Origin of the sequence: Cupriavidus lacunae, assembly GCF_003353055.1 — a bacterium.
Classification (GTDB): domain Bacteria; phylum Pseudomonadota; class Gammaproteobacteria; order Burkholderiales; family Burkholderiaceae; genus Cupriavidus; species Cupriavidus lacunae.
The window spans coordinates 46,657-72,966 of sequence record NZ_QKWJ01000020.1 but is presented as its reverse complement, the minus strand read 5'-3'; the positions used below and the strand labels follow the sequence as shown (position 1 = coordinate 72,966).

Sequence of the window (26,310 nt, the reverse complement as noted above, 5' to 3'; positions counted from 1 at the left end):
CCACGACGGCAGCGGCCGGAACGACGGCCGGCAAGGTGTCGCCGCGGATCATGCTCACTCGAAGAAGGATCGGGCCGACCGGGTGGCCGGCCGGTGACGCTTGACGCGCGCCGCCCCCGACTGCACCCAGACGCGGACATTGTGCTGGCGCTTGAACCAGAGCGGGCGGGCGCCCTGCTTGACGCGCCAGCTCTTGCGCCCGTTGTGCGCCTTGTGGGCCGCGTCCCAGCTGGGCACGAAACCGCCGCTTGCGTCAGTGCTGCTGCCGGCGCCGGTTGTCTCGGCCCCACCCAGCGCTTCGTTCAGCGCCTGGGTCTGCTCGCTGACTTCCTTGTGGATGGTGCGCTCGACATCGCGCGCGGCGTCCTCGAATTCCGTGCGCATCTTGCGCAGTTCTTCGAGTTCCACCTCGCGGCTGACTTCGGCCTTGACGTCGTTGATGTAGCGCTGCGCCCGGCCGACCAGCGCGCCGACCGTGCGCGCGACCTTGGGCAGCCGTTCGGGACCGATCACGATCAGTGCCACGGCGCCGATCAGCGCCAGCTTGGAAATGCCGAGATCAATCATGCGGACACATCATGCGGACAACATGCCAAAAAAGCGCAGGCGCGGGACGACACGCAGGCAGCGAGGTTTGCGTTGAAGGGAAGGCACACCGCCGGCTTACTGCTGGCGGGACTTTTCCTTGGCGTCGACGTCGATGGTGGTGGAGTCGCGCAGTTCCTTCGACTGGGCCGGCTGGGCCGCCTTGTCTTCACCCTCTTTCATGCCGTCCTTGAAGCCCTTGACCGCGCCGCCCAGGTCCTGGCCGATATTGCGCAGTTTCTTGGTGCCGAACACGAGCATGACGATCACCAGCACGATCAGCCAGTGCCAAATGCTAAACGAACCCATTTCTTGCTCCTGATGAAGCCGCGGGCGCAATCATAGTTGCCCGGACCCGTTGTTCCGTCCCGTTATGGCCGCGCCGGGCGACGGTTGCCGGCGCAACATCTGCCCGGGCGTTACCGCCGCGGACGCTCCCATGCCAAGGCTGCCCGGTCAGGGCGGCGGTCCCTTCCACTCATGGCGCGGCCCACCGAGCACATGGAAGTGCAGGTGGTAGACCTCCTGCCCACCGTCCGGGCCGGTGTTGATCACCGTCCGGAAACCGTTGGAGCAGCCTGCCGCGCGCGCCAGTTCAGGCACCTTCAGCATCATTCTAGCAAGCACCTCCCCTTCACCGGCGCCGCAATCGGCCAGCGAGTCGACATGCGACCTGGGAATGACCAGCAAGTGTACCGGGGCTTTGGGATGGATATCGTGGAAAGCCACCATGTCGTCGTCTTCATAGACTTTGCGCGACGGAAGCTGGCCGGCCACGATCTTGCAGAAAATGCAATTATCCTGAGTGTTCATGAAGATTTCATTGCGACGGCCGCGGCACCCGGCATCAATTTCGCGCGCCCGGCCGGCCCGGCCTCAGAACTGCTGATCCGGGTACATCGGCTTGCTGTCATTGAGGTACAGCCAGCCCTTGACGATACGATACAGCATCCACAACGACAGCACGCCCCAGACGGCAAAGGCCAGCGGCATCAGCACGACTGTCGCAAACAGCACCCCGCCCAGCACACCCCAGACCACCGACCACCAGAACGAGCGGATCTGCCATGCGAAGTGCGAGGCATACAGCGAGCCGCGCGCGTCGTCGCGCTTGACGTAGTCGATCACGATGGCGATCAGCGCGGTGATGCCGCCGGTGAGCCAGAAGATCGCATACAGGGCATACAGGATGTGCAGCAGCTTGCGCAGGCTGCTCAGCTGTTCGCCGCTGGGGGTGGTGACTTGCGCGGTGTAGTCGTTCGCCATATTCGCCCTTGGTTAGATGCACTGCCTTGCGGCAGGCGGAAGACCGGCCGGCGCCTGGGCCAACTAGTCCTTGCGCCGGGCCTTTTCCTCGAGGCCGGACAGCCCTTCGCGCCGCGCCAGCTCGTTGACCACGTCGGCCGGCGTCAGGCCGAAGTTGGCCAGCAATACCATGCTGTGGAACCACAGGTCGGCCACTTCATAGACTACCTTGCCGGCCTCGGCGCCGCTCTGGCCGGCGGCGCGCGCGTCCTTGGCGGCCATCACGGTCTCGGTGGCTTCCTCGCCGATCTTCTTCAGGATGGCGTCATCGCCCTTGCTGAACAGGCGCGCGACGTAGGACTTGTCGGGGTCGCCGCCGTTGGCGGGCTTGCGCGATTCCAGCACTTCGGCCAGGCGCGCCAGGACATCGTTGCTGCTGAGTGGGGTGTCGCTCATGGCTTGGTGTAGATCTGGGCAGGGTCCTTCAGCACCGGCTCGACCGTCTGCCAGTCGCCGGAATCCACATCGCCCTCGAACTTCTGGAAGAAGCAGGAATGCCGTCCGGTATGGCAGGCAATGCTGTCCACCTGTGTCACCTTCAGCAGCACCACGTCTTCGTCGCAGTCCAGGCGCAGCTCATGCACCTTCTGCACGTGGCCCGACTCTTCGCCCTTGTGCCACAGGCGCTTGCGCGAGCGCGACCAGAACACGGCCTCGCCCAGCTCCACGGTGCGCTGCAGTGCCTCGCGGTTCATGAACGCGAACATCAGCACGTCATTCGAGCCGACTTCCTGCACGATCACCGGCACCAGGCCGTTATCGTCCCACTTGACCTTGTTGAGCCACTTCTTTGCCATGATCAGATCCGCACGGGAATGCCCTCGCGGGCCATGAATGCCTTGGCTTCGCCCACGGTGTGTTGCCCGTAGTGGAAGATGCTGGCGGCCAGCACCGCGTCGGCGCGGCCCTGGGTGATGCCGTCGGCAAGGTCCTGCAGGCCGCCGACGCCGCCCGAGGCGATCACCGGTACCGGCACCGCGTCGCTGACCGCGCGGGTCAGCTCCAGGTCGAAGCCGCTCTTGGTGCCGTCGCGGTCCATGCTGGTCAGCAGGATCTCGCCGGCACCGCGCGCCGCCATCTCGCGCGCCCATTCGACGGCGTCCAGCCCGGTCGCCTTGCGCCCGCCGTGGGTGAAGACTTCCCAGCGCGGCGCTTCGCCCGGGGCGGAACTGCGCTTGGCGTCGATCGCCACCACGATGCACTGCGAGCCATAGCGGGCGGTGGCATCCGAGACCAGCTGCGGATTGGCAATGGCCGACGAGTTGACGCTGATCTTGTCGGCGCCGGCGTTGAGCAGGCGCCGCACGTCTTCGACCGTGCGCACGCCGCCGCCCACCGTCAGCGGGATAAAGACCTGCGAGGCGACGTCTTCAATGATGTGGAGCATCAGGTCACGCCCGTCGCTGGTCGCGGTGATGTCCAGGAATGTGATTTCATCGGCACCCTGCTCATCGTAGCGGCGCGCGATTTCCACGGGATCGCCCGCGTCGCGCAGCTCGACAAAGTTGACGCCCTTGACCACCCGCCCGTTGGTCACGTCCAGGCAGGGGATGATACGTTTGGCTAGCATGAGATTCCTTGTCCGCCACCGCTGCCGTGCAGGCAGCGGCCAGGCGGCTGCGCCCCGCGGCGCCGTTGCCTTATTGCCCTTCGCGCAGCTTGTCCGCCAGCGCCTGCGCGGCGGCAAAGTTGAGGTCGCCGGAGTAGATCGCGCGGCCGCAAATGACGCCTTCGACACCCTCGCCCTCAACCGCGCACAGGTTGTCGATATCGGCGAGGTTGGACAACCCGCCGCTGGCGATCACCGGAATCGACATCGACTGCGCCAGCTTGACGGTGGCGTCGATATTTATCCCCTGCAGCATGCCATCGCGGCCGATGTCGGTGTAGATGATGGCCTCGACGCCGTAGTCTTCGTACTTGCGCGCCAGGTCCGCCACCTCGTGGCCGGTCAGCTTGCTCCAGCCGTCGGTGGCCACCTTGCCGTCCCTGGCATCCAGGCCGACGATGATATGGCCGCCGAAGGCCGAGCAGGCGTCCTTCAGGAAGCCGGGGTTCTTCACCGCCGCAGTGCCGATGATGACGTACGACAGGCCGTCGTCCAGCCAGCGTTCGATGGTGTTCAGGTCGCGGATGCCGCCCCCGAGCTGCACCGGGATCTCGTCGCCGACCTCGGCGATGATGGCCTTGATGGCCTCCTCGTTGCGGGGCTTGCCCACGAACGCGCCATTCAGGTCCACCAGGTGCAGGCGGCGGGCGCCCTGCTCCACCCAGTGGCGTGCCATGGCGGCGGGATCTTCGGAAAAGACGGTGGCCTGGTCCATGTCGCCTTGTTTGAGGCGTACACACTGACCGTCCTTCAGGTCGATGGCCGGAATGAGCAACATATGCGTGACGAGCGTGGTTGAGTGATAGAGATTGAGCGAGACCGGCGCGTGCCGGTCAGGTCGGGTCGATAGTCGATCGGAAACTGGTCAAGTGACGGGTCGGTTAGCGGTCGATCATCGGTAAAAAAGCGAATCGCGAATCGGCAAGCCTGCGCTTCAGGGATTCCAGTGGACGAAGTTCCGGTACAGCTGCAGGCCCAGGGCCGCGCTTTTCTCCGGGTGGAACTGCGTCGCGAAAATATTATCGCGCGCTACCGCGCTGGTAAACACGACTCCGTATTCCGTTTCGCCGGCGACATGGGCCGGATCCTGCGCCTGCACATAGTAGCTGTGGACGAAATAGAACCAGCTGTCGTCCGGGATACCATCCCACAGCGGGTGCGGCCTGGCCTGGCGCACCCGGTTCCAGCCCATCTGCGGCACCTTGTAGCGCGAGCCGTCGGGCTGCGTCATGCCGTCCAGCGCAAAGCGCACCACCTGGCCGGGCATCAGGCCCAGCGCCGGCGTGCGGTCCGAGCCTGCCCGGCTTTCGGTGCTGAACTGGAACAGCATCTGCTCGCCCACGCACACGCCCAGCATCGGCTTGCTGGCGGCGGCCTGGCACACCGCCTCCTGCAGCCCGGACGCGCCGAGCGCCGACATGCAGTCGGGCATCGCGCCCTGGCCGGGCAGCACCACGCGGTCCGCCGAGCGGATGCCTTCGGGAGCATCCACCACCCGGACGTCCGCTTCCGGCGCCGCGGCACGCAGCGCCTGCGCCACCGAGCGCAGGTTGCCCATGCCGTAATCCACAATTGCTATGGTAGTCATGATTTCAAAACAGGCAACAATGTCTTCAGCCCGTCCACAATGAATTCCACGGCCAGCGCCGACAGGATCAGCCCCATCAGGCGCGTGCCGATATTGATGCCGGTGCGCCCGATCACCCGGGCGATCGGGTCGGCCGCGCGAAACACCAGGTACACCACCGCACCGATCACCACGCCCAGGCCGACCAGAATCAGCAACTGGTACCAGTGCTGCGTCTTGCCGGCATAGACGATCACCGTGCTGATCGAGCCCGGCCCGGTCAGCAGCGGCAGCGCCAGCGGCACCACCGCGATGCTGGACTTTACCTCGGCCTCATCCTCTTCTTCCGGCGTGGCCTTGGTGCGGCTGGTCTGCGCGTTCAGCATGTTCATGGCCATCATGATCATGATGAGCCCGCCACCCACCTGCAGCGAGGCCACCGAGATATTGAAGAACTCGATGATCTGCTGCCCCAGCAACGCCGACACCGCCACCACGATTGCCACCGAAATCGACGCAATCTTGATGGTATGCCGCTTTTCCGCTTCGGTCTGCTGCGTGGTCAGGCTGATGAAGAACGGGATCGCCCCGATCGGGTTGATCAGCGCCAGCAGCGAAATAAACGACTTGAGCGTATCCATTGGTTGCGGGTCGCCAGCGTCGCTGGCCAGGTTCAGACTTGGAAGGTCGGCGGGCGCCGCAACCAGCCGGCACGCCTACGGTTTCGGGAAGATCAGAGCGTACCCTTGGTCGACGGAATCGTGTTGGCCGCGCGCGGATCCCGCTCCACCGCCATGCGCAGTGCCCGGCCAAAGGCCTTGAACACGGTTTCGCACTGATGGTGGGCATTGATGCCGCGCAGGTTGTCGATATGCAGGGTCACGCCCGCATGGTTGACGAAGCCGCGGAAGAACTCGATGGTCAGGTCCACATCGAAGCTGCCCACGCGTGCACGCGTGAACGGCACATGGAACTCGAGGCCGGGACGGCCGGAGAAATCGATCACCACGCGCGACAGGCATTCGTCCAGCGGCACATAGCTGTGGCCGTAGCGGGTGATGCCCTTCTTGTCGCCGATGGCCTTCGCCACGGCCTGGCCGAGCGTGATGCCCACGTCCTCCACCGTATGGTGGTCGTCGATATGCGTGTCACCGGTGGCTTCGACCTCCAGGTCGAACATGCCATGCCGGGCGATCTGGTCCAGCATGTGGTCAAGGAACGGCACGCCGGACGCCAGTTTCTGGCGGCCGCTGCCGTCGAGATTCAGGGAAACGCGAATCCGCGTTTCCGAAGTATTGCGGGTGACCTCTGCAACACGCATGGTGTTAATCCTGCAGCGACGCTGCGAATGCCTCAAGGAACTGCGCGTTTTCTTCGGGAGTGCTGACCGTGACGCGCAGACAATTGGCCAGCAACGGGTGCATTTTACTCACGTTCTTGATCAATACCTTCCGAGCCAGCAACCGGTCGAACGTCTGTGCAGCATCCGGCACGCGCGCCAGCAGGAAGTTGGCGGCGCTGGGGAACACCGTGACCCCGGCCTGCGCGGCCATGCCGTCGGCCACGCGGGTGCGCTCGGCGCGCAGTTGCGCGGCCTGCTCGTCCAGCACCGATACGTGTTCCAGCGCGAACAGCGCGGCCGCCTCGGTCAGCACATTGACATTGTAGGGCGGGCGCACTTTATCCAGCTGCGACAGCCATTCCGGCGCGCCGGCCAGGTAGCCCAGGCGAATGCCGGCCAGGCCCAGCTTGGACACGGTGCGCATCACCAGCAGGTTGCCGAACTCCGCCAGGCGGGGCATCCAGCTTTGCTGGGCGAACGGCTGGTAGGCCTCGTCCACCACCACCAGGCTGTTGCAGACCTCGCCCTGGGCGGCGCGGATGATGGCCTCCATGTCGGCGGCGTCGAACAGGTTGCCGGTGGGGTTGTTCGGGTAGGCCAGGTAGATGATGGCGGGCTGCTGCGCGGCCATCGCGGCCAGCATGGCGGCGCGGTCCAGCGTGAAGTCGGCGCGCAGCGGCACGCCCACGAACTGCAGGCCGGCAAACTGCGCCGACATCGCGTACATGACAAAGCCCGGCACCGGCGCCATCACCTTGGCACCGGGCCTGGCCGCGGCCAGCGCCAGCATGCTGATGATCTCGTCCGAGCCGTTGCCCAGCAGCACGTCCATGCCGGCGGGCACCTCCATCACGCTCCTGAGCTTGGCGCGCAGCGCCTCGCTGCTGGGCACGGGATAGCGGTTCAGCGCCACCTCGCCCAGGCGTGCGGCCAGTTGCTCGCGCAGCGCGGGCGGCAGCCGGTACGGGTTCTCCATGGCGTCGAGCTTGACCAGACCGTGCGAATCCGGCACGTGGTAGGCGCCCATGGCGCGCACGTCGTCACGGATGATGCGTTCGATCAGGGAGGGCTCTACGGCTGACATGGAAACTCCTGTTTGGGCTTGCGTGGGTTCAGAGGATCAACTGCGGGGGATCAACTGCGCTTGAAACGGTATTCCGCGCTGCGGGCGTGGGCTTGCAGGCCTTCGCCGTAGGCCAGCTCGGCGGCGATCTGGCCGAGCATCTGCGCCCCGCCCTCGCTCACTTCGATCAGGCTCGAGCGCTTCTGGAAGTCATAGACGCCCAGCGGCGACGAGAAGCGCGCGGTGCGCGAGGTCGGCAGCACATGGTTGGGGCCCGCGCAGTAGTCGCCCAGCGACTCGCTGGTGTAGCGGCCCAGGAAGATGGCGCCGGCATGGCGGATCTTCTCGCTCCACTGGCGCGGGTTCTCGGCCGAGATCTCCAGGTGCTCGGGCGCGATCGCGTTGGCGATCTCGCAGGCTTCTTCCATGTCGCGCACCTTGATCAGCGCGCCACGGCCGGACATCGACGCGGCAATCACCTCGCGCCGCGGCATGGTGCCGATCTGGCGCTGGATGCTGGCTTCGACGCGGGCGAGATAGCCAGCGTCCGGGCACAGCAGGATCGACTGCGCCAGTTCGTCGTGCTCGGCCTGCGAGAACAGGTCCATCGCCACCCAGTCGGGGTCGGTGGTGCCGTCGCAGATCACCAGGATCTCGGACGGGCCGGCGATCATGTCGATGCCGACGGTGCCGAACACGCGTCGCTTGGCCGCGGCCACATAGGCATTGCCCGGGCCGACGATCTTGTCCACCTGCGGCAGCGTCGCCGTGCCGTAGGCCAGCGCGCCCACCGCCTGTGCACCGCCGATGGTGAACACGCGGTCCACGCCGGCGATCTGCGCCGCGGCCAGCACCAGTTCATTGCGCACGCCGCCCGGCGTGGGCACGACCATGATGATTTCCTTCACGCCCGCCACGCGCGCCGGGATCGCATTCATCAGCACCGACGACGGGTACGCGGCCTTGCCGCCCGGCACGTAGATGCCGACGCGGTCCAGCGGCGTCACCTTCTGGCCCAGCATGGTGCCGTCGGCCTCGGTGTATTCCCAGCTGTGGCTGCCGCATTCGATCTTCTGCTTCTCGTGGTAGGCACGCACGCGCGCGGCGGCGGCCTCCAGCGCGGCGCGGCGCTTGGGCTCGAGGTCTTCGAGCGCGGCTTCGAGCTGCTGCTGCGAGATCTCCAGCGCGCCCATCGACGACGCTTCCAGGTGGTCGAAACGCTTGGTGTATTCCAGCACCGCGGCATCCCCGCGCGCCTTCACGTCGGCCAGGATCTGCGCGGCGGCGCGGTCGATGGCCTCGTCCTCGCCAGCTTCGAAGGCCAGCACCTGGCGCAGCGCCTCGGCAAAGCCCGGTTCTCTGGAATCAAGCCGGCGGATCGGCAGGTTTTCCATTTCGGTTGCGTTCATGACTTCTGTTCCTCTCGGGCGACCCGGCCTCAGGCCAGCGCCGCTGAAGCGCGTTCGAAGGCGTCGAGGATCGGCGCCAGCCGCTCGCGCTTGAGTTTGAGCGCGGCCTGGTTCACCACCAGCCGCGACGAGATCTGCACGATCTCTTCCACTTCGACCAGGTTGTTGGCGCGCAGCGTGCTGCCGGTGCTGACCAGGTCGACGATGGCGTCGGACAGGCCCACCAGCGGGCCCAGCTCCATCGAACCGTACAGCTTGATCAGGTCGACGTGAACGCCCTTTTTCGCAAAATGCTCGCGCGCGGTCTGCACGTACTTGGTGGCCACGGCCAGGCGCGCGCCCTGGCGCACGGCGTTGGCGTAGTCAAACCCGGCCGGCACCGCCACCGACATGCGGCAGCGGGCGATGTTCAGGTCGATCGGCGCGTACAGGCCGGCCATGCCGCTTTCCATCAGCACGTCCTTGCCGGCTACGCCGAAGTCGGCGGCGCCGTACTGCACGTAGGTCGGCACGTCCGAGGCGCGCACGATCACCACGCGCACGGCGGGATCGGAGGTCGGCAGGATCAGCTTGCGCGAGGTCTCGGGGTCCTCGGTGACGCGAATGCCGGCGGCTTCGAGCAGCGGCAGCGTCTCAGTGAAGATGCGGCCCTTGGACAGCGCCAGCGTCAGTTGGTTGGGCGATGCGTTGAAAGTGGGGCTCATCGGACGTCCTCAGGCAATGCGGCGGATCTTCGCGCCCACTGCCGACAGCTTGTCTTCCATGCGGTCGTAGCCGCGGTCCAGGTGGTAGATGCGCTCGATCACGGTCTCGCCATCGGCCACCAGGCCGGCGATCACCAGGCTGGCCGAGGCGCGCAGGTCGGTCGCCATCACGTTGGCGCCCGACAGGCGCGGCACGCCGTTGACCACCGCGGTGTTGCCTTCGACCACGATATCGGCACCCAGGCGGTTCAGCTCCTGCACGTGCATGAAGCGGTTCTCGAAGATGGTCTCGGTCACGCGCGCGGTGCCTTCGGCCACGGCATTGAGTGCCATGAACTGGGCCTGCATGTCGGTCGGGAAAGCGGGGTATTCCGAGGTGCGGAAGCTTACGGCCTTCGCACGCTGCGGCATGGCCAGGCGGATCCAGTCGGCGCCGGTCTCGAGTTTTGCGCCGGCTTCGCGCAGCTTGTCGAGCACGGTGTCGAGGATGTCCGGCTGCACGCCGCGCAGCACCAGGTCGCCCAGCGTCGCGGCGGCGGCGCACAGGAAGGTGCCGGCCTCGATGCGGTCGGCGATGACGCTGTGGCTGGCGCCGTGCAGGCGCTCGACGCCGTGCACCACCAGGCGGTCGGTGCCGATGCCATCGATCTTCGCGCCCATCTTGACCAGCAGGTTGGCCAGGTCGGTCACCTCGGGCTCGCGCGCGGCGTTTTCCAGCACGGTCTCGCCGTCGGCCAGCGTGGCGGCCATCAGCAGGTTCTCGGTGCCGGTCACGGTGATCATGTCGGTGACCACGCGCGCGCCCTTCAGGCGTTTGGCGCGGGCATGGATAAAGCCGTGTTCGATGGTGATCTCGGCACCCATCGCCTGCAGGCCCTTGATGTGCTGGTCGACCGGGCGCGCGCCGATGCCGCAGCCGCCGGGCAGCGACACGCGGGCCTCGCCGAAGCGCGCCACCAGCGGGCCCAGCACCAGGATCGAGGCGCGCATGGTCTTGACCAGCTCATACGGGGCCTCGAGCACATTGACGTCGGCGCCGTTCAGGGTCACGCGGGCGCCGTCCAGCTCGGCCTGCATGCCCATCTGGCGCAGCAGCTTGAGCGTGGTGCGCACGTCCTGCAGGTTCGGCACGTTGTCCAGCGAGACGGTGTCGGCCGTCAGCAGGCCCGCGCACAGGATCGGCAAGGCGGCGTTCTTGGCGCCCGACACGCGGATTTCGCCCTTCAGCGGGCCGTTGCCGTGGATCTGGAATTTGTCCATGTTCTGTCGTCTGGAGCCGGGCACACGCCCGGCGTCATGGTTCTGGGGCCGCGCGCATGGCGCGGCGCATGTCGGCGAGGCTTACTTGCCCTCGCCCGCCTGCCACTCGGCAGGCGTCAGCGTCTTCATCGACAGCGCGTGGATCTCGGCGCGCATGCGATCGCCCAGCGCGGCATAGACACGCTGGTGGCGCTGGATCAGCCGCTTGCCTTCGAATTCGTTGCTGACGATGGTGGCAAAGAAGTGCTGGCCATCGCCCTCGACTTGCAGATGTTCGCAGGGCAGTCCTTGGGCAATGTATTCCCTGACTTGTTCCGGTGTAGGCAGCATGGGGTTCTCTTCAGCGTGATTCAGCTTGATTCAACAGGGCCGGCCGCCGCTCAGTGGCGCAGCTTGAATCCGGACTTCAGCAGGTGCAGCGCCAGCGCGGCCAGCACCACGAACGCCGATCCGACCACCGCCAGGCTGAACAGCGGCGACACGTCCGAGACGCCGAAGAAGCCATAGCGGAAGCCGTCGATCATGTAGAAGAACGGATTGGCATGGGACACCGCCTGCCAGAAGGCGGGCAGCGAATGGATCGAATAGAACACGCCGGACAGGAAGGTCGCCGGCATGATCAGGAAGTTCTGGAACGCGGCCAGCTGGTCGAACTTCTCGGCCCAGATGCCGGCGATCAGCCCCAGCGTGCCGAGGATGCCCGCACCCAGCAGTGCAAAGACGAGGATCCAGCCGACATTGGCGAAATGCAGGTTGGCGAACCACGCCGTCACCAGCAGCACGCCCAGGCCCACGGTCAGCCCGCGGATCACCGAGGCCACCACGTAGGCGCCGAACATCTCCCAGTGCGACAGCGGCGGCAGCAGCACGAACACCAGGTTGCCGGTGATCTTGGACTGGATCAGCGACGACGAACTGTTGGCGAACGCATTCTGCAGCACGCTCATCATCACCAGGCCCGGCACCAGGAAGGCGGTGTAGCTGATCTGGTCGTAGACCTTGACCCGGTCTTCCAGCACATGGCCGAAGATCAGCAGGTACAGCACCGCGGTCAGCACCGGCGCGGCCACGGTCTGGAAGCTGACCTTCCAGAAGCGCAGCACTTCCTTGTACAGCAGGGTACGGAAGCCCACCAGGCTGCCCACGGCCATCGGCCCGAGGCGGGTGTCTTCCAGGATTTCGATTTCGCCAGGCTGCTTCATGCCGCGGCCTCCATCGCCGGATCGGGCAGCGCGCCGGGCATATGCCCCTCGCGGCGCATGATCTGCACAAATACGTCCTCGAGGTCGGCCTTGTTGATTTCCATGTCTTCGATTTCACAGCCCGCTTCACGGCAGGCGGCCAGGATCGGCTCCACCGCCTGGTAGCCCGACAGCCGCAGGCGCACCGCGCGCTCGCCGGGGTTGGACGGCATGCGCAGCGGCTCCAGCGCCGGCGGCAGGCCGCCGCGCGCAAAGGTCAGCACCAGCTGCAGCCCGGCAAACTGCGTCAGCAGGTTGCTGGTGCGGTCCAGCGCCACCACTTCGCCGAACTTGAGCATGGCGATGCGGTCGCACAGCGCCTCGGCCTCTTCCAGGTAGTGCGTGGTCAGGATGATGGTGTGCCCTTCCCGGTTCAGGCGCGAGATGAACTTCCACAGCGTCTGGCGCAGCTCCACGTCGACGCCGGCAGTGGGCTCGTCGAGCACGATCACCGGCGGGCGGTGCACCAGCGCCTGCGCCACCAGCACGCGCCGCTTCATGCCGCCCGAGAGCTGGCGCATATTGGCATCGGCTTTCCCGGTCAGGTCCAGGTTGGCCATAATCTCGTCGATCCAGTCGTCGTTGCGGGTCAGGCCGAAATAGCCTGACTGCAGCCGCAGCGTCTCGCGCACCGTGAAGAACGGATCGAACACCAGCTCCTGCGGCACCACGCCCAGCATACGCCTGGCCATCCGGTAGTCGCCGACGACATCGTGCCCGAGCACACTGACGCGGCCGGAATCGGCGCGGTTCAGGCCGGCGAGGATCGAGATCAGCGTGGTCTTGCCGGCGCCATTGGGCCCGAGCAGGCCGAAGAATTCGCCGCGTTCGACGGTGAAGCTGACGCCCTTGAGCGCCTGCAGGTTGCGGTAGCGCTTGCGAACGTCGTGGATTTCAATGGCTTTCATGGCCGATTGTTTGTGGCGGATCCGGCTCTTTGAGGGGCCGGCCGCCAGGAATTGGGAGCAACTACGTGCCCGGATATCCTGGCCCGGCGTGGCATGAACCGGTAACAGGCGGGGGGATGGGCGAACAACCCGGAATTATAGGGGATGCGGGGTGGGTCCCGCTTGATCCCGACCGGATCCGCCCCCAGGGGCTCGGCGACCGCACCAGGCCGTCGCCGCGGCATCGCGAGCGGCCGCCGTGCTGGCGACCGGCGATGCCGGATCAATGTCGGTGGTGGTGTCCCTGCGCCGCGGCGTCGGGCGCAAGGCCCAGCAGACCATCCACGCCGTACAGGCTGGCCAGCTGCGACAGCTGCGCCGGCACGCCGCGCAGCGACAGGGCCAGGTTGCGCGCGGCGGCGGCGCGATTCCATGCCAGCAGCACGGCGACCGCGGAGGAATCGACCTGGGCCAGGCCGGCGCAGTCGACCTGCACCTCGCCTTGCGCCACGCGTGCCAGCCCGTCACGCAGCACGGCGGCGGCGTTCTGGTTGGTCAGCGAGGTACCGAGCGAGAGCATGGATGCGTGGCCTGCGGCTTGAATGTGGATGGCTTGAATGCGATAGCTTGAAAGCGGCGGCAAAAACGACGACTCCCGCACCGGGGCGGGAGCCTGTGCCGCGAACGGCCATTGTAGAGCACTTCGGCGCGCCGTGCTGCGCAGCGGCACGCCGCTGGACGCACGCGTCAGCTCTTGGCGTTGGCCAGCTGGCGGTTGCGGTCCTGCAGCGTCTTGATCACGCCTTCGACGCCCTGCTGGCCGACGATGGTGTTGAAGCTGCCCTTGTAGGCCTCGGTCAGCCACGCGCCCAGCACGTTGATGTCATAGACCTTCCAGCCCTGCGCGGTCTTTTCCAGGCGGTAGTCCATCTGGATCGGCTCGCCCTTGTTGACGACCTGGGTGCGGATAGTGGCGTCGGTATCGTCAGCGGTGCCGCGGTACGGGCGGTACTGCACGGTCTGGTCGCGGATCTGGGCGATGGCGCCGGCGTAGGTGCGGATCAGGAGGGTCTTGAACTCCTCGGTGATCTGCTTCTGCTGCTCGGGCGTTGCCTTGGACCAGTTGCGGCCCATGGCGATCTGGGTGGTCCTCTGGAAGTTGGCGTTGGGCAGGATCTTCTGCTCGACCAGCGCGGTGATCTTGCCGATATTACCGGCCTGCATATCCTTGTCGGCCTTCACGGTCGACATCACGTCGCTGACCACGGCCTTGACCAGCCCGTCCGGGGTGGCCGCGTCCGGCGCCACCTCGGCGTGCGCCGCGCCGGCAAATGCAACTACCGTAAGGAAGGGGACCAACAGTCGCTTTATCATGGATTTTCCTTCTTCATCAAAGACGTTTTCGCCTGGGCGAACCGGCCAGGGCGCCATGGGCGGCGCGTGGGCCTTGCGGTGATTGGAACACAAGCGCGCGCCGGTGGTTGTACGCGCGAGTGGCTTTTCAGCCACTTAAAAACAAATTGTTTCAGCCCTCACAGGGCATTCACAGCCTGGCGCGGGCCCTGGAGCCGCCCGCGCCACGGGGTTCAGCGAATGCGAATGACCCCCGGCGCAATCCGCTGCATCGGATCCACGGCGGGCACCGGCAGGCTCTGGCTCTCAGGCTGGAGATCGCCTGAAGGCGTCTGCGTCGGCTGTGCCGGCGTGGCGGCAGGGGCAGAGGCGTCGGCTGGTGGCGCTGCAGGGGCCGCTTGTGGCGGTTGGGCCGGCTGAACCGGTTGAGCCGGCTGAACCGGTTGGGCCGGCGTAGCGGGTGCCGCTGGCTTTTCGCCTTCGGTCCCGGCGGGGGCCGCGGGGCTGGCCGGGGTCTTTTCCGTATCCTCGTCTGCGTCCGGCGGGTTGCCGTCGTAGATCAGGTACTGGCGCCGCTGCAGGTAGGCGTCCCGCATGAACGAGTACTTGTCCAGCGCAGCCTGCTCCAGCAGGTTGCTCGCGCCCAGCAACTGCGCCCGGCCGGCAACGATGCGCACCCCGATCAGCGAATTGCGCAGCGATACCGGGTAGAAGTAGGCCGACGGATCGAACTGGCGGTCCACCAGCATGCCGGCGGTGTCGCGCACCGTGCTCGGCCCGAACAGCGGCAGCACCAGGTACGGGCCCGCCGGCACGCCCCACACGCCCAGGGTCTGGCCGAAGTCTTCCTTGTACTTGGGCAAGCCGCCCGGCGTGGCGATGTCGATCAGGCCGCCCAGCCCCAGCACGGTGTTGATCGCCACCCGCATGGTGTCTTCGGCGGCGCGGCTTGGCTTGCCTTGCAGCAGGTTGTTCACCGCCGAATAGACGTCGCTCACATTGGAAAAGAAGTTCTCCACGCCACGCTGCACCGGCGTTGGCATGTAGTCGGCGTACAGCTGGGCCACCGGTCGCAGGATACCCTTGTCGAAGTCTTCATTGATCTTCGAGACCTCGCGGTTGAACGGCTCCAGTGGGTCTTTCGGGTTGGCGGTCGGGCCGGTGGCACAACCGGCAAGGACCGCGGCTGCGGTGGCGGCCGCGGCCAGGCCCATGCGGAAGGAGGGAGCCGCGCTCATTTGAGGTTCCCGCCCGGTGCTGGCGCGCTGGCGCCCGCGGACGCGCCGCCGCTGGCGCCGGCATCTGCCGCCTTGTTGTACAGGAACTGGCCAATCAGGTTTTCCAGCACCACCGCCGACTGCGTCATGGTGATGCGCCCGCCCTCGGCCAGCATGGCGGTGTCGCCGCCGGCTTCCAGGCCGATGTACTGCTCGCCCAGCAGACCCGAGGTCAGGATCTTGGCCGAGGTGTCCTTGGGAAACTGGTAGCGCTTCTCCAGGCTCATCTCGACGGTGGCCTGGTAGGTCTTGTCGTCGAAGCGGATCGCCGAAACGCGGCCGACCACTACGCCCGCGCTCTTGACCGGCGCGCGCGGCTTGAGCCCGCCGATATTGTCGAAGCGGGCCTGCACGCTATAGGTGTCCTGGAAGCTGAGGGTGCTCATGTTCCCCGCCTTGAGGGCCAGGAACAGCAAGGCGACGAACCCCGCCGCCACGAACAGCCCCACCCAGAAATCGAGTGTGTTCTTTTTCATCGGATCTCTTTCTTCAACCCCGTAGTGTCTTGTCGCTGTGTTGTTATCGTGTGGTTCGCATTGTGGCCGGTGGCGTCCGTATCACTTGCTGAACATCAGCGCGGTCAGCAGGAAATCCAGCGCCAGCACGGCCAGCGACGCGATCACCACGGTGCGGGTGGTCGCGCGCGCGACGCCTTCCGGCGTGGGCTTGGCCTCGAAACCCTGGTACAGGGCAATGAACGTCACGGCGATGCCAAAGATAAAGCTCTTGATCACGCCGTTGAGCACGTCGGCCCGCACATCCACGCCGCCCTGCATCTGCGACCAGAAGGCGCCGGCATCGACGCCGATCAGTTGCACCCCGACCACATAGCCGCCCAGGATGCCCACCGCGCTGAAGATCGCGGCCAGCACCGGCATGGCGATCACGCCCGCCCAGAAGCGCGGCGCGACCACGCGCTGCAGCGGGTTCACCGCCATCATTTCCATCGCGGTCAGCTGCTCGCCCGCCTTCATCAGGCCGATCTCCGCGGTCAGCGAGGTGCCGGCGCGGCCGGCGAACAGCAGCGCGGTCACTACCGGACCCAGCTCGCGCACCAGCGACAGCGCCACCAGCAGCCCGAGCGCCTGCTCGGAGCCGTAGCGGTTAAGCGTGTAGTAGCCCTGCAGGCCCAGCACGAAACCGACAAACAGGCCTGACACCGCGATGATCACCAGCGACAGATTGCCGACAAAGAAGACCTGGTCGGTCACCAGCCGGAAGCGGCGCAGCAGCGCCGGCGACAGGCCCAGCACCGTCAGGAACATGCGCGTGGCGTTGCCCAGCCCCGACACGCTGCGGCGCACGGCAGCGCCAATGGCGCTCAGGAAACCCGTCAGGAAGCCGGTCACCGCGCACCTCCGGCGAAATCCTCGGCCAGCGACGGTCCGGCGTAGTGGAACGGCACCGGGCCATCGGCCTCGGCATGGACAAACTGGTGCACGAACGGGTCGGTGGAAGCGCGCAGCGCCTCGGGCTCGCCTTCGGCGGCGATGCGGCCGTCGGCAATGAAATAGACGTAGTCGGCGATCTGGAAGGTCTCGTGCACATCGTGCGAGACGATGATGGTGGTGGCGCCGAGCGCGTCGTTCAGGCTGCGGATCAGCCGCGCGGTCAGGCCCAGCGAGATCGGGTCCAGGCCGGCGAAGGGCTCGTCATACATCAGCAGCGCCGGGTCCAGCGCGATCGCGCGCGCCAGCGCCACGCGCCGCGCCATGCCACCCGAGATCTGCGACGGCATCAGGTCGCGCGCGCCGCGCAGGCCGACCGCGTTGAGCTTCATCAGCACCAGGTCGCGGATCATCGACTCGGGCAGGTCGGTGTGCTCGCGCAGCGGGAACGCGACATTGTCGAACACCGACAGGTCGGTAAACAGCGCGCCGAACTGGAACAGCATGCCCATCTGGCGGCGCACGGCATACAGGCCGCTGGTATCCAGCTTCTGGATATCCGTGCCGGCAAAGCACACGGCGCCCGATTGTGGCCGGACCTGGCCGCCGATCAGGCGCAGCACCGTCGTCTTGCCGCAACCCGAGCCGCCCATCACCGCGATCACCTTGCCGCGCGGGAATTGCATGGTCAGGCCGGACAGGATCGGCTTGCCGTGGTCCGCGTAAGCGAAATCCACCGCATTCAGTTCGACGAGGTTTTGAGCAGAATCGGTCACGTTGGCACCGGTCGGGACAGGCGCGCATTATAAGGTCTACTACCTAGCCCTGCTGGCACCCGTGTGTCCCGCGCCACATGAATCCTGCCCGAGAAGGCTCAGAATCGTCCTAGCGGGCCCAGGCCGGGCCCCGAACCGGACCAACGCGGTTTGCTGCAGTGCGGCTTAAGGCTCCTGGACGGTCGCCACATCCTTCAGGATCACCTGCCATTGGATCGATTCCGAGCGAATCGCGGTGGCGAACGCCTCCGGCGAGTCGCGCACCGGCGTGAGGCCCGCCGCCTGCAGTCGCGAACGCACCTCGCGCTCGCCCATTACGCCATCGAGCTCGCCCGCCAGCCGCGCCACAATGGCGCGCGGGGTCTTGGCCGGCGCCATCACGCCGAACCAGGCCGCCGCGGCATAGCCTTCCAGCCCCGACTCCTGCAGCGTCGGCACCAGCGGCGCCAGCGGCGAGCGGGCCACGCCGGTAACGCCGACCAGCCGCAGTGCGCCGCTCCTGACCTGGCCCTGGACCGCGGCGAACGAGCAGAAGCAGGCGCTGATGCGCCCGGCAAGCATCTCCTGGACCACGGCGGCCTCGCCCTTGGCAGTCACCAGCGGCACGCCGCTGCGCAGGCCCCGCACGGCGTACTCGGCGTACAGGTGGGAGGGGCTGCCCGGCTGGCCGTAACCATAGCTGTAGGAGCCGGGATTCGACTTCACCGCGATCATCCATTGCTCGGGCGTGCGCATCGGCAGGCGCGCGTCGATCACCAGGAACAGCGGCGTGGTGGCCACGCGCGCCACCGGCGTAAAGTCGCGCACGACGTCGTATGGCACCGGCTCCAGTCCGGGCTGGATCAGCATATTGGCCTGGTGCAGCAGCAGCGTGTGGCCGTCGGAACTGGCCTTGGCGACTACGTCGCCGGCGATGGTGCCCGCGCCGCCGGGGCGGTTGTCGACCTCCACCGGCACGCCCAGGCGGACGGACAGCCGCTCGGCCAGCAGGCGCGCCACGGCATCGGCCACGCCGCCGGCCGGGAACGGCACGATCAGGCGCATCGGATGGTCGGGGAACGACATGCTGCGCGCAAGCTGCTGGGTCCCGGCAAGCGCCGGCATGGCTGGCACCGCAAGCGCCAGCGTGGCACACCCCAGGGCATACAGGCACAGGAAAGGCTGGAGCCAGCGCCGGGCAGCGCCCACTGACGGGCACGGCGCAAACTTCGCTTTACCTCGCCAAAGCCGCGTCAAATTGCGCACTTCGGACATCAATTTCCTCCGGCCGGTCTCCTGAGGAGGCGGCAAACTGGTTCTGGGGAAAAAGGATTTGCGAGGCGGTTTCCGTTCGTTGTTTTTTGAAAATTGTAAGGACAATGCCCAGGCCACCACAGACACGTAAACCATAGCCGGGAGAACCCTGAAGGCCTTGCCACGCCTGGCCAAATGCGCCATCGGCGGGGACGCGCGGACCGCGCCGGCTATAATCCGCCGATGACGATTTTCACCGTGCGGCCCATGGTCCCCGCCGACCTGCCGGCCGTGCTGGCGGCGCAAGCCAGTTGCTATACCGAGGTACTGCTGGAAAGCCAGGCCGCGCTGGCCAGCCGGCTGGCGCTGTCCCCGGCCACCTGCTGGGTCGCCGATGACCCAGGACAGCGCGGCGCCCTCGCCGCCTACCTCTTCACCCACGCCTGGCCCGAAGCCAGCCTGCCGCCGCTGGACGGCCTGCTCGACGATGGCTGGCGCCATGCCGCCCCGCCTGACACCCTCACCTGGTTCGTGCACGACATGGCCGTGGCGCCCGCCGGGCGCGGCGCCGGGCTGGCCCCGCGCCTGTACGCGGCGGCGCAGGCGGCCGCGCGCGCGGCCGGGCTGCGGCGCTCGCGGCTGATCGCGGTGCAGTCGGCCGCCTCCTGGTGGCGCAGGCTCGGGTACGCGCCGGTGGCGGCGGAAACGGCCGCCACGCACGCGGCCAAGCTGGCCGGCTACGGCGCCAGCGCGGTGCTGATGGAGCGAACGCTGGCCGCCTGAGCGCACGACTGAGTGCCCCGGCCGCCAAAACCAAAAAGCCCGCCGGCTTGCGCCAGGCGGGCTTTTTGTTGTGGCCGGAGCGGATCAGCGCGGCAGGTCGGTGTGACCCATCAGGAAGGCGTCGACCGAGCGCGCGGCCTGGCGGCCTTCGCGGATCGCCCACACCACCAGCGACTGGCCACGGCGCACGTCGCCGGCGGCGAACACCTTGGGCACGTTGGTGTGGTAGGCGCGCTCGCCCTCGGTCGAGGCCTTGGCGTTCTTGCGCGCATCGGTGTCCACGCCAAACGCTTCCAGCATCGAACCCACCGGGTTGGTGAAGCCCATCGCCAGCAGCACCAGGTCGGCCGGCAGGATGAACTCGCTGCCCTCGACTTCCTGCATGCGGCCATCCTTCCATTCGACGCGGCAGGCCTTCAGGGCCGTGACCTTGCCGTTCTCGCCGATGAATTCCTTGGTGGCGACCGACCAGTCGCGCTCGCAGCCTTCGTCATGGGACGACGAGGTGCGCAGCTTGATCGGCCAGTACGGCCACACCAGCGGCTTGTGCTCTTCTTCCGGCGGCTGCGGCAGCAGTTCGAACTGCGTCACCGAGGTGGCGCCGTGGCGGTTGGACGTGCCCACGCAGTCGGAGCCGGTATCGCCGCCGCCGATCACGATCACGTTCTTGCCTTCGGCGCGGATCTCGTTGGCGCCATCGCCGGCCACTTCCTTGTTCTGCGGAATCAGGAATTCCAGCGCGAAGTGGATGCCGGCCAGGTCGCGGCCCGGCACCGGCAGGTCGCGCGGCACTTCCGAGCCGCCCGCCAGCACCACGGCGTCGAACTGCTCCATCAGGGCCTGGGCCGAGATGGTTTCACGCGCGTAGTTCTTGATGCCGGCCGGCAGTTCGCCGTCGGTCACCATCACGCCGGCGCGGAAGGTCACGCCTTCGGCCTGCATCTGTTCCATGCGGCGGTCGATCAGCGTCTTCTCCATCTTGAAGTCGGGGATGCCGTAGCGCAGCAGGCCGCCGATGCGGTCGTTCTTCTCGAACACCGTCACATCGTGGCCGGCGCGTGCCAGCTGCTGCGCGGCGGCCATACCGGCGGGGCCGGAACCGACCACGGCCACGGTCTTGCCGGTCTTGTGGCGCGGCGCCTGCGGCGCAACCCAGCCCTCTTCCCAGGCCTTGTCGATGATGGCGTGCTCGATCGACTTGATGCCGACCGGCAGCTCATTGATGCCCAGCGTGCAGGCGGCCTCGCATGGTGCGGGGCAGATGCGGCCGGTGAACTCGGGGAAGTTGTTGGTCTGGTGCAGCACCTCGATCGCCGACTTCCAGTCCTGGCGGTACACCAGGTCGTTGAAGTCGGGAATGATGTTGTTGACCGGGCAGCCGTTGTTGCAGAACGGGATGCCGCAGTCCATGCAGCGCGCACCCTGGATCTTCGCTTCGCTGTCGGACAGCGCGAACACGAATTCCTTGTAGTGCTTCACGCGCTTGACTACCGCTTCGTAGCCTTCGTTCTGGCGCGGAAATTCGAGAAAGCCAGTCGCCTTACCCATGTTGCGTCCTTGGTCATGCTGCGCGGGACCGGCGGCGTCGCCGGCCCCGCGGTGGGGTCAGTATCTTGTCAGGGCCGCGGCGGCTGCCGCGGCCCATCGCTGCTTGGTTGCTGTGCCGTTGCCTGTGCTCAGGCCGCGATGGCTTCGCGATCGCTGTCGCGGGCGGCCTGTTCCTTGGCGTACATCTCGCCCAGCGCGCGCTTGTACTCGGTCGGGAAGACCTTGACGAACTTGCGGCGTGCCGTGGTCCAGTCAGCCAGCAGCGCCTTGGCGCGCTCGGAGCCGGTGTAGCGGAAGTGCTGCTCGATCAGGTTGCGCAGGATGACTTCGTCCAGCACGCGCTTGCCGTCGACCTTGTGCCACGAAGCCGGGCCCTGGCCCTTCTCCTGGTCGGCGGCGGCCAGCACGGCCTCCAGTGCCACCATCGAGGTGTTGCAGCGCTTGTCGAACAGGCCGTCCTCGTCATAGACGTAGGCCACGCCGCCCGACATGCCGGCCGCGAAGTTACGGCCCGTGCCGCCCAGCACCACCACCGTGCCGCCGGTCATGTACTCGCAACCGTGGTCGCCGGTGCCTTCCACCACGGCAACCGCGCCGGAGTTGCGCACCGCGAAGCGCTCGCCGGCCACGCCATTGAAGAACGCTTCACCGGCGATGGCACCGTACAGCACGGTGTTGCCGACGATGATGTTGCGGGTCGGGTCGCCACGGAACTCGTGCGGGGCGCGCACGATCACGCGGCCGCCCGACAGGCCCTTGCCGACGTAGTCATTGCCGTCGCCCACCAGGTCCAGCGTGATGCCGTGCGCCAGGAACGCGCCGAACGACTGGCCGGCGGTGCCTTGCAGCTGGATGTGGATGGTGTCGTCAGGCAGGCCTTCGTGGCCATGCTGGCGCGCCACCACGCCCGACAGCATCGCGCCGACGGTACGGTTGACGTTCTTCACCGGCTGGATGAACGAGACCCGCTCGCCCTTCTCGATGGCCGGACGGGCCTTGGCGATCAGCACGTGGTCCAGCGCCTTGCCGGCCTCGGCCGACAGGCCGTGGTCCTGCACGTCGGTGTGGAACAGCGGCACTTCCGCGCCCAGCGACACCTGGTGGAAGATGCGGCCAAAGTCCAGGCCACGCGCCTTCCAGTGCTCGATGCCGGGCTTGGTGTCGAGCAGGTCGGCGCGGCCGATCAGCTCGTCGAACTTGCGGATGCCCAGCTGGGCCATGATCTCGCGGGCTTCTTCCGCAACGAAGAAGAAGAAGTTGACCACGTGCTCGGGCTTGCCCTGGAATTTCTTGCGCAGCTGCGGATCCTGCGTGGCCACGCCCACCGGGCAGGTGTTCAGGTGGCACTTGCGCATCATGATGCAGCCTTCGGCCACCAGCGGCGCGGTGGCGAAGCCGAACTCATCGGCGCCCAGCAGCGCGCCGATGACGACGTCGCGGCCGGTCTTCATCTGGCCGTCGGCCTGCACGCGGATGCGGTTGCGCAGGCCATTGAGCAACAGGGTCTGCTGCGTTTCGGCCAGGCCCAGCTCCCACGGCGTGCCGGCGTGCTTGATCGACGACCACGGCGAAGCGCCGGTGCCGCCGTCATGGCCGGCGATCACCACGTGGTCGGCCTTGGCCTTGGCCACGCCCGCGGCCACCGTGCCGACGCCCACTTCGGACACCAGCTTGACCGAGATGTCGGACACCGGGTTGACGTTCTTCAGGTCGTGGATCAGCTGTGCCAGATCCTCGATCGAGTAGATATCGTGGTGCGGGGGCGGCGAGATCAGGCCCACGCCCGGCACCGAGTAACGCAGCTTGCCGATGTAGTCCGACACCTTGTGGCCGGGCAGCTGGCCGCCTTCGCCGGGCTTGGCGCCCTGCGCCATCTTGATCTGGATCTGGTCGGCGGAAGCCAGGTACTCGGCGGTCACGCCGAAACGGCCCGACGCCACCTGCTTGATCTTCGAGCGCAGCGAATCGCCGGCCTGCAGTTCCAGGTCGCGTTCGATCACGTTATCGCCGAGCAGACCCTTGAGGGTATCGCCCTGCTTGATGGGGATGCCGCGCAGCTCGTTGCGGTAGCGCTTCTCGTCCTCGCCGCCTTCGCCGGTGTTGGACTTGCCGCCGATGCGGTTCATCGCCAGCGCCAGCGTGGTGTGGGCTTCGGTCGAGATCGAGCCGAGCGACATCGCACCGGTGGCGAAGCGCTTGACGATGTCCTTGGCCGACTCCACTTCTTCCAGCGGAATCGCGCGGGCCGGATCGACCTTGAACTCGAACAGACCACGCAGCGTCATGTGGCGCTTGCTCTGGTCGTTGATGATGTTGGCGTATTCCTTGTACGTCTGGTAGGCGCCCTTGCCGTCGTCGGCGCGCACCGAGTGCTGCAGCTTGGCGACCGAGTCCGGGGTCCACATATGCTCTTCGCCGCGGATGCGGAAGGCGTATTCGCCGCCGGCGTCGAGCATGTTTTCCAGCACCGGGCTGGCGCCGAAGGCGTCGTTGTGCAGGCGCAGCGCTTCCTCGGCGACTTCGAAGATGCCGATGCCCTCGACGTTCGACGGCGTGCCGTGGAAGTACTTCTGCACCAGCTCGCGCGACAGGCCGATGGCTTCGAAGATCTGCGCGCCGGTGTACGACATGTACGTGGAGATGCCCATCTTGGACATCACCTTGTGCAGGCCCTTGCCGACCGCCTTGACGAAGTTCTTGACCGCCTTCTCGGGCGACAGGTCGCCCGACAGGCCGCTGGCCATGTCGGACAGCGTTTCCATCGCCAGGTACGGGTGCACGGCTTCCGCGCCGTAGCCGGCCAGCAGCGCGAAGTGGTGCACTTCACGCGCGGTGCCGGTCTCGACCACCAGGCCGGCGGACGTGCGCAGGCCCTTCTCCACCAGGTGGTGGTGGATGGCGGACGTGGCCAGCAGCGCGGGGATCGCGACATGGTCGGCGTCCACGCGGCGGTCCGACACGATCAGGATGTTGTAGCCCGAACGCACCGCATCCACGGCTTCGGCGCACAGCGAGGCCAGGCGCGCTTCGATGCCTTCCTTGCCCCACGCGGTCGGGTAGCAGATGTTCAGTTCGTACGAACGGAACTTGCCGCCGGTGTAGTGCTCGATGTTGCGGATCTTGGCGATGTCCTTGAAGTCCAGCACCGGCTGGGACACTTCGAGGCGCATCGGCGGGTTGATGTTGTTCAGCTCCAGCAGGTTCGGCTTCGGGCCGATGAACGACACCAGCGACATCACCATGTTCTCGCGGATCGGGTCGATCGGCGGGTTGGTCACCTGGGCGAACAGCTGCTTGAAGTAGTGGTACAGCGTCTTGTTCTTGGACGACAGCACGGCCAGAGGCGAGTCATTGCCCATCGAGCCGGTGGCTTCCTCGCCGGCCAGCGCCATCGGCGCCATCAGGAACTTGACGTCTTCCTGGGTGTAGCCGAAGGCCTGCTGGCGGTCCAGCAGCTTGGCCACGGGCTTCTTCTCCGCGGCAACGTCTTCGGGCTTGGCGTCGAGCTCGTCGAGCTTGATGCGCACGGCGTCGATCCAGCTCTTGTACGGCTTGGCGTTGGCCAGGTTGTCCTTGAGTTCCTTGTCGTCGATGATGCGGCCCTGCTCCATGTCGATCAGGAACATCTTGCCGGGCTGCAGGCGCCACTTCTGCACGATGCGCGACTCGGGGAACGGCAGCACGCCGGCTTCCGAAGCCAGCACCACGACGTCGTCCTCGGTCACGTAGAAACGTGCCGGGCGCAGGCCGTTGCGGTCCAGCGTGGCGCCGATCTGGCGGCCGTCGGTGAAGCAGATCGCGGCCGGGCCGTCCCACGGCTCCATCATGGCGGCGTGGTATTCGTAGAAGGCGCGACGGTTGTCGTCCATCAGCGTGTGCTGTTCCCAGGCTTCCGGGATCATCATCATCATCGCGTGGACGAGCGGGTAGCCGGCCATCGTCAGCAGTTCGAGGCAGTTGTCGAACGATGCGGTGTCGGACTGGCCGGGGTAGATCAGCGGCCACAGCTTGGGCAGGTCGTCGCCCAGCACCGGCGACGAGATTGCGCCGGTCCGCGCGTTGACCCAGTTGACGTTGCCCTTGACCGTGTTGATTTCGCCGTTGTGGGCGACCATGCGGTACGGGTGGGCCAGTTCCCAGGCCGGGAAGGTGTTGGTCGAGAAGCGCTGGTGCACCAGGGCCAGGGCCGACACCGCGCGCGGGTCCTGCAGGTCCAGGTAGTACTCGCCGACCTGGGTGGCCAGCAGCAGGCCCTTGTACACCACGGTACGGGCCGACATCGACGGCACGAAGTATTCCTTGCCGTGCTTGAGCTTGAGCGCCTGGATGGCGTGGCTGGCGGTCTTGCGGATGACGTAGAGCTTACGTTCCAGCGCATCCGTGGTCATGATGTCGCGGCCGCGACCGATGAAGATCTGGCGGATCACCGGCTCGGTGGTACGCACTGTCGGCGACATCGGCATGGCGGCATCGACCGGCACGTCGCGCCAGCCCAGCACGACCTGGCCTTCCAGGCGGACCGTGCGCTCCAACTCCTGTTCGCAGGCCAGGCGCGAAGCGTGTTCCTTGGGCAGGAAGATCATGCCCACGCCGTATTCGCCGGCGGGCGGCAGGCTCACGCCCTGCGCGGCCATTTCCTCGCGGTAGAACTGGTCCGGGATCTGGATCAGGATACCGGCGCCGTCGCCCATCAGCGCATCGGCGCCGACCGCGCCGCGGTGGTCCAGGTTCTCCAGGATCTTCAGGCCCTGGCTGATGATCTCGTGCGACTTCTTGCCCTTGATATGCGCGACCATGCCGACGCCGCAGGCGTCATGCTCGTTGCTGGGGTCGTACATGCCCTGCGCCTGCGGACGCAGGTCGGTGGCGTGGGAAGACGCGCTGGTTTGCGCTTGTGCCTGAGCTTGGGCCGAAAGATTTTTCGTTTGGTCCACGGGCTGAATTCCGGTGAAGGCTGCGCGCATGGCTGGACGTACCGGA

28 protein-coding genes are annotated in these 26,310 nt (G+C 66.7%); 1 reads left to right on the top strand and 27 read right to left on the bottom strand.

The window, feature by feature from the left end:
* Window positions 1–54: 54 nt before the first annotated feature.
* From tatB to DN412_RS17540, 25 genes are all read right to left on the bottom strand, one after another.
* Window positions 55–567 carry a Sec-independent protein translocase protein TatB gene (tatB, locus tag DN412_RS17660; protein ID WP_115212785.1) on the bottom strand — a complete coding sequence of 171 codons (513 nt, stop codon included), beginning with the start codon at window positions 565–567 and terminating at the stop codon, window positions 55–57.
* 96 nt (window positions 568–663) lie between these two features.
* Window positions 664–894, bottom strand: a complete 231-nt coding sequence (gene tatA, locus DN412_RS17655; protein WP_115212784.1) for a Sec-independent protein translocase subunit TatA — start codon at window positions 892–894, stop codon at window positions 664–666.
* 147 nt (window positions 895–1,041) lie between these two features.
* Window positions 1,042–1,398 carry a histidine triad nucleotide-binding protein gene (locus DN412_RS17650; protein WP_115212783.1) on the bottom strand — a complete coding sequence of 119 codons (357 nt, stop codon included), beginning with the start codon at window positions 1,396–1,398 and terminating at the stop codon, window positions 1,042–1,044.
* A 63-nt stretch (window positions 1,399–1,461) separates the two neighbouring features.
* Window positions 1,462–1,851 carry a DUF4870 family protein gene (locus DN412_RS17645; RefSeq protein ID WP_078198102.1) on the bottom strand — a complete coding sequence of 130 codons (390 nt, stop codon included), beginning with the start codon at window positions 1,849–1,851 and terminating at the stop codon, window positions 1,462–1,464.
* Between the two features lie 63 nt (window positions 1,852–1,914).
* Window positions 1,915–2,286 carry a phosphoribosyl-ATP diphosphatase gene (locus tag DN412_RS17640; protein WP_115212782.1) on the bottom strand — a complete coding sequence of 124 codons (372 nt, stop codon included), beginning with the start codon at window positions 2,284–2,286 and terminating at the stop codon, window positions 1,915–1,917.
* A complete protein-coding gene (gene hisI / locus DN412_RS17635; RefSeq protein ID WP_078198104.1) occupies window positions 2,283–2,687 on the bottom strand; it encodes a phosphoribosyl-AMP cyclohydrolase in 405 nt (134 codons plus the stop codon). The genes DN412_RS17640 and hisI overlap by 4 nt, the downstream gene beginning before the upstream one ends.
* Before the next feature lie 2 nt (window positions 2,688–2,689).
* The gene (gene hisF, locus DN412_RS17630) at window positions 2,690–3,460 is read right to left on the bottom strand and encodes an imidazole glycerol phosphate synthase subunit HisF (RefSeq protein WP_078198105.1); all 771 of its coding nucleotides are present in this window, start codon (window positions 3,458–3,460) and stop codon (window positions 2,690–2,692) included.
* A gap of 70 nt (window positions 3,461–3,530) precedes the next feature.
* A complete protein-coding gene (gene hisA / locus DN412_RS17625; RefSeq protein ID WP_078198106.1) occupies window positions 3,531–4,277 on the bottom strand; it encodes a 1-(5-phosphoribosyl)-5-[(5-phosphoribosylamino)methylideneamino]imidazole-4-carboxamide isomerase in 747 nt (248 codons plus the stop codon).
* A 156-nt stretch (window positions 4,278–4,433) separates the two neighbouring features.
* A complete protein-coding gene (gene hisH, locus DN412_RS17620) occupies window positions 4,434–5,087 on the bottom strand; it encodes an imidazole glycerol phosphate synthase subunit HisH (RefSeq protein ID WP_167471099.1) in 654 nt (217 codons plus the stop codon).
* Entirely contained in the window at window positions 5,084–5,707 is a 624-nt protein-coding gene (locus tag DN412_RS17615; RefSeq protein WP_078198108.1) for a YchE family NAAT transporter, read from the bottom strand. The genes hisH and DN412_RS17615 overlap by 4 nt, the downstream gene beginning before the upstream one ends.
* Window positions 5,708–5,799: 92 nt before the next feature.
* On the bottom strand, window positions 5,800–6,387 hold the full coding sequence (hisB, locus tag DN412_RS17610; protein ID WP_115212780.1) for an imidazoleglycerol-phosphate dehydratase HisB: 588 nt from the start codon (window positions 6,385–6,387) through the stop codon (window positions 5,800–5,802).
* Window positions 6,388–6,391: 4 nt separating this feature from the next.
* Window positions 6,392–7,492: a histidinol-phosphate transaminase gene (gene hisC / locus DN412_RS17605; RefSeq protein ID WP_115212779.1), complete on the bottom strand. Its 1,101-nt coding sequence runs from the start codon at window positions 7,490–7,492 to the stop codon at window positions 6,392–6,394.
* 50 nt (window positions 7,493–7,542) lie between these two features.
* Window positions 7,543–8,880 (bottom strand): histidinol dehydrogenase, encoded by a 1,338-nt coding sequence (gene hisD / locus DN412_RS17600; protein ID WP_115212778.1) that lies wholly within the window; start codon window positions 8,878–8,880, stop codon window positions 7,543–7,545.
* A 29-nt stretch (window positions 8,881–8,909) separates the two neighbouring features.
* On the bottom strand, window positions 8,910–9,584 hold the full coding sequence (gene hisG / locus DN412_RS17595; protein ID WP_010812333.1) for an ATP phosphoribosyltransferase: 675 nt from the start codon (window positions 9,582–9,584) through the stop codon (window positions 8,910–8,912).
* 9 nt (window positions 9,585–9,593) lie between these two features.
* Window positions 9,594–10,844: a UDP-N-acetylglucosamine 1-carboxyvinyltransferase gene (murA, locus tag DN412_RS17590; protein ID WP_115212777.1), complete on the bottom strand. Its 1,251-nt coding sequence runs from the start codon at window positions 10,842–10,844 to the stop codon at window positions 9,594–9,596.
* A gap of 81 nt (window positions 10,845–10,925) precedes the next feature.
* Window positions 10,926–11,174: a BolA family protein gene (locus DN412_RS17585; RefSeq protein WP_078198113.1), complete on the bottom strand. Its 249-nt coding sequence runs from the start codon at window positions 11,172–11,174 to the stop codon at window positions 10,926–10,928.
* A gap of 50 nt (window positions 11,175–11,224) precedes the next feature.
* Window positions 11,225–12,046 carry an ABC transporter permease gene (locus tag DN412_RS17580; RefSeq protein WP_078198114.1) on the bottom strand — a complete coding sequence of 274 codons (822 nt, stop codon included), beginning with the start codon at window positions 12,044–12,046 and terminating at the stop codon, window positions 11,225–11,227.
* Window positions 12,043–12,993 carry an ABC transporter ATP-binding protein gene (locus DN412_RS17575; RefSeq protein WP_078198115.1) on the bottom strand — a complete coding sequence of 317 codons (951 nt, stop codon included), beginning with the start codon at window positions 12,991–12,993 and terminating at the stop codon, window positions 12,043–12,045. The genes DN412_RS17580 and DN412_RS17575 overlap by 4 nt, the downstream gene beginning before the upstream one ends.
* Window positions 12,994–13,255: 262 nt before the next feature.
* Entirely contained in the window at window positions 13,256–13,576 is a 321-nt protein-coding gene (locus DN412_RS17570) for an STAS domain-containing protein (RefSeq protein ID WP_341868066.1), read from the bottom strand.
* Window positions 13,577–13,719: 143 nt separating this feature from the next.
* A complete protein-coding gene (locus DN412_RS17565; protein WP_115212775.1) occupies window positions 13,720–14,346 on the bottom strand; it encodes an MlaC/ttg2D family ABC transporter substrate-binding protein in 627 nt (208 codons plus the stop codon).
* 212 nt (window positions 14,347–14,558) lie between these two features.
* A complete protein-coding gene (locus DN412_RS17560) occupies window positions 14,559–15,563 on the bottom strand; it encodes an MlaA family lipoprotein (RefSeq protein WP_115212774.1) in 1,005 nt (334 codons plus the stop codon).
* Complete coding sequence (gene mlaD, locus DN412_RS17555; RefSeq protein ID WP_115212773.1) at window positions 15,560–16,078, bottom strand: outer membrane lipid asymmetry maintenance protein MlaD; 519 nt, start codon at window positions 16,076–16,078, stop codon at window positions 15,560–15,562. The genes DN412_RS17560 and mlaD overlap by 4 nt, the downstream gene beginning before the upstream one ends.
* 81 nt (window positions 16,079–16,159) lie before the next feature.
* A complete protein-coding gene (gene mlaE, locus DN412_RS17550; protein WP_425267426.1) occupies window positions 16,160–16,951 on the bottom strand; it encodes a lipid asymmetry maintenance ABC transporter permease subunit MlaE in 792 nt (263 codons plus the stop codon).
* Window positions 16,948–17,766: an ABC transporter ATP-binding protein gene (locus tag DN412_RS17545; RefSeq protein WP_115212772.1), complete on the bottom strand. Its 819-nt coding sequence runs from the start codon at window positions 17,764–17,766 to the stop codon at window positions 16,948–16,950. Before DN412_RS17545 ends, mlaE begins: the two co-directional genes overlap by 4 nt.
* A 165-nt stretch (window positions 17,767–17,931) precedes the next feature.
* A complete protein-coding gene (locus tag DN412_RS17540; RefSeq protein WP_115212771.1) occupies window positions 17,932–19,020 on the bottom strand; it encodes a Bug family tripartite tricarboxylate transporter substrate binding protein in 1,089 nt (362 codons plus the stop codon).
* Between the two features lie 222 nt (window positions 19,021–19,242).
* Between DN412_RS17540 and DN412_RS17535 the strand changes: the two genes are divergently transcribed.
* Window positions 19,243–19,782: a GNAT family N-acetyltransferase gene (locus tag DN412_RS17535; RefSeq protein WP_115212824.1), complete on the top strand. Its 540-nt coding sequence runs from the start codon at window positions 19,243–19,245 to the stop codon at window positions 19,780–19,782.
* Window positions 19,783–19,866: 84 nt separating this feature from the next.
* Here DN412_RS17535 and DN412_RS17530 read toward each other — a convergent pair whose 3' ends face one another.
* The gene (locus DN412_RS17530) at window positions 19,867–21,330 is read right to left on the bottom strand and encodes a glutamate synthase subunit beta (RefSeq protein ID WP_115212770.1); all 1,464 of its coding nucleotides are present in this window, start codon (window positions 21,328–21,330) and stop codon (window positions 19,867–19,869) included.
* Window positions 21,331–21,458: 128 nt separating this feature from the next.
* Complete coding sequence (locus DN412_RS17525) at window positions 21,459–26,168, bottom strand: glutamate synthase-related protein (RefSeq protein WP_423748790.1); 4,710 nt, start codon at window positions 26,166–26,168, stop codon at window positions 21,459–21,461.
* Window positions 26,169–26,310 lie beyond the last annotated feature (142 nt).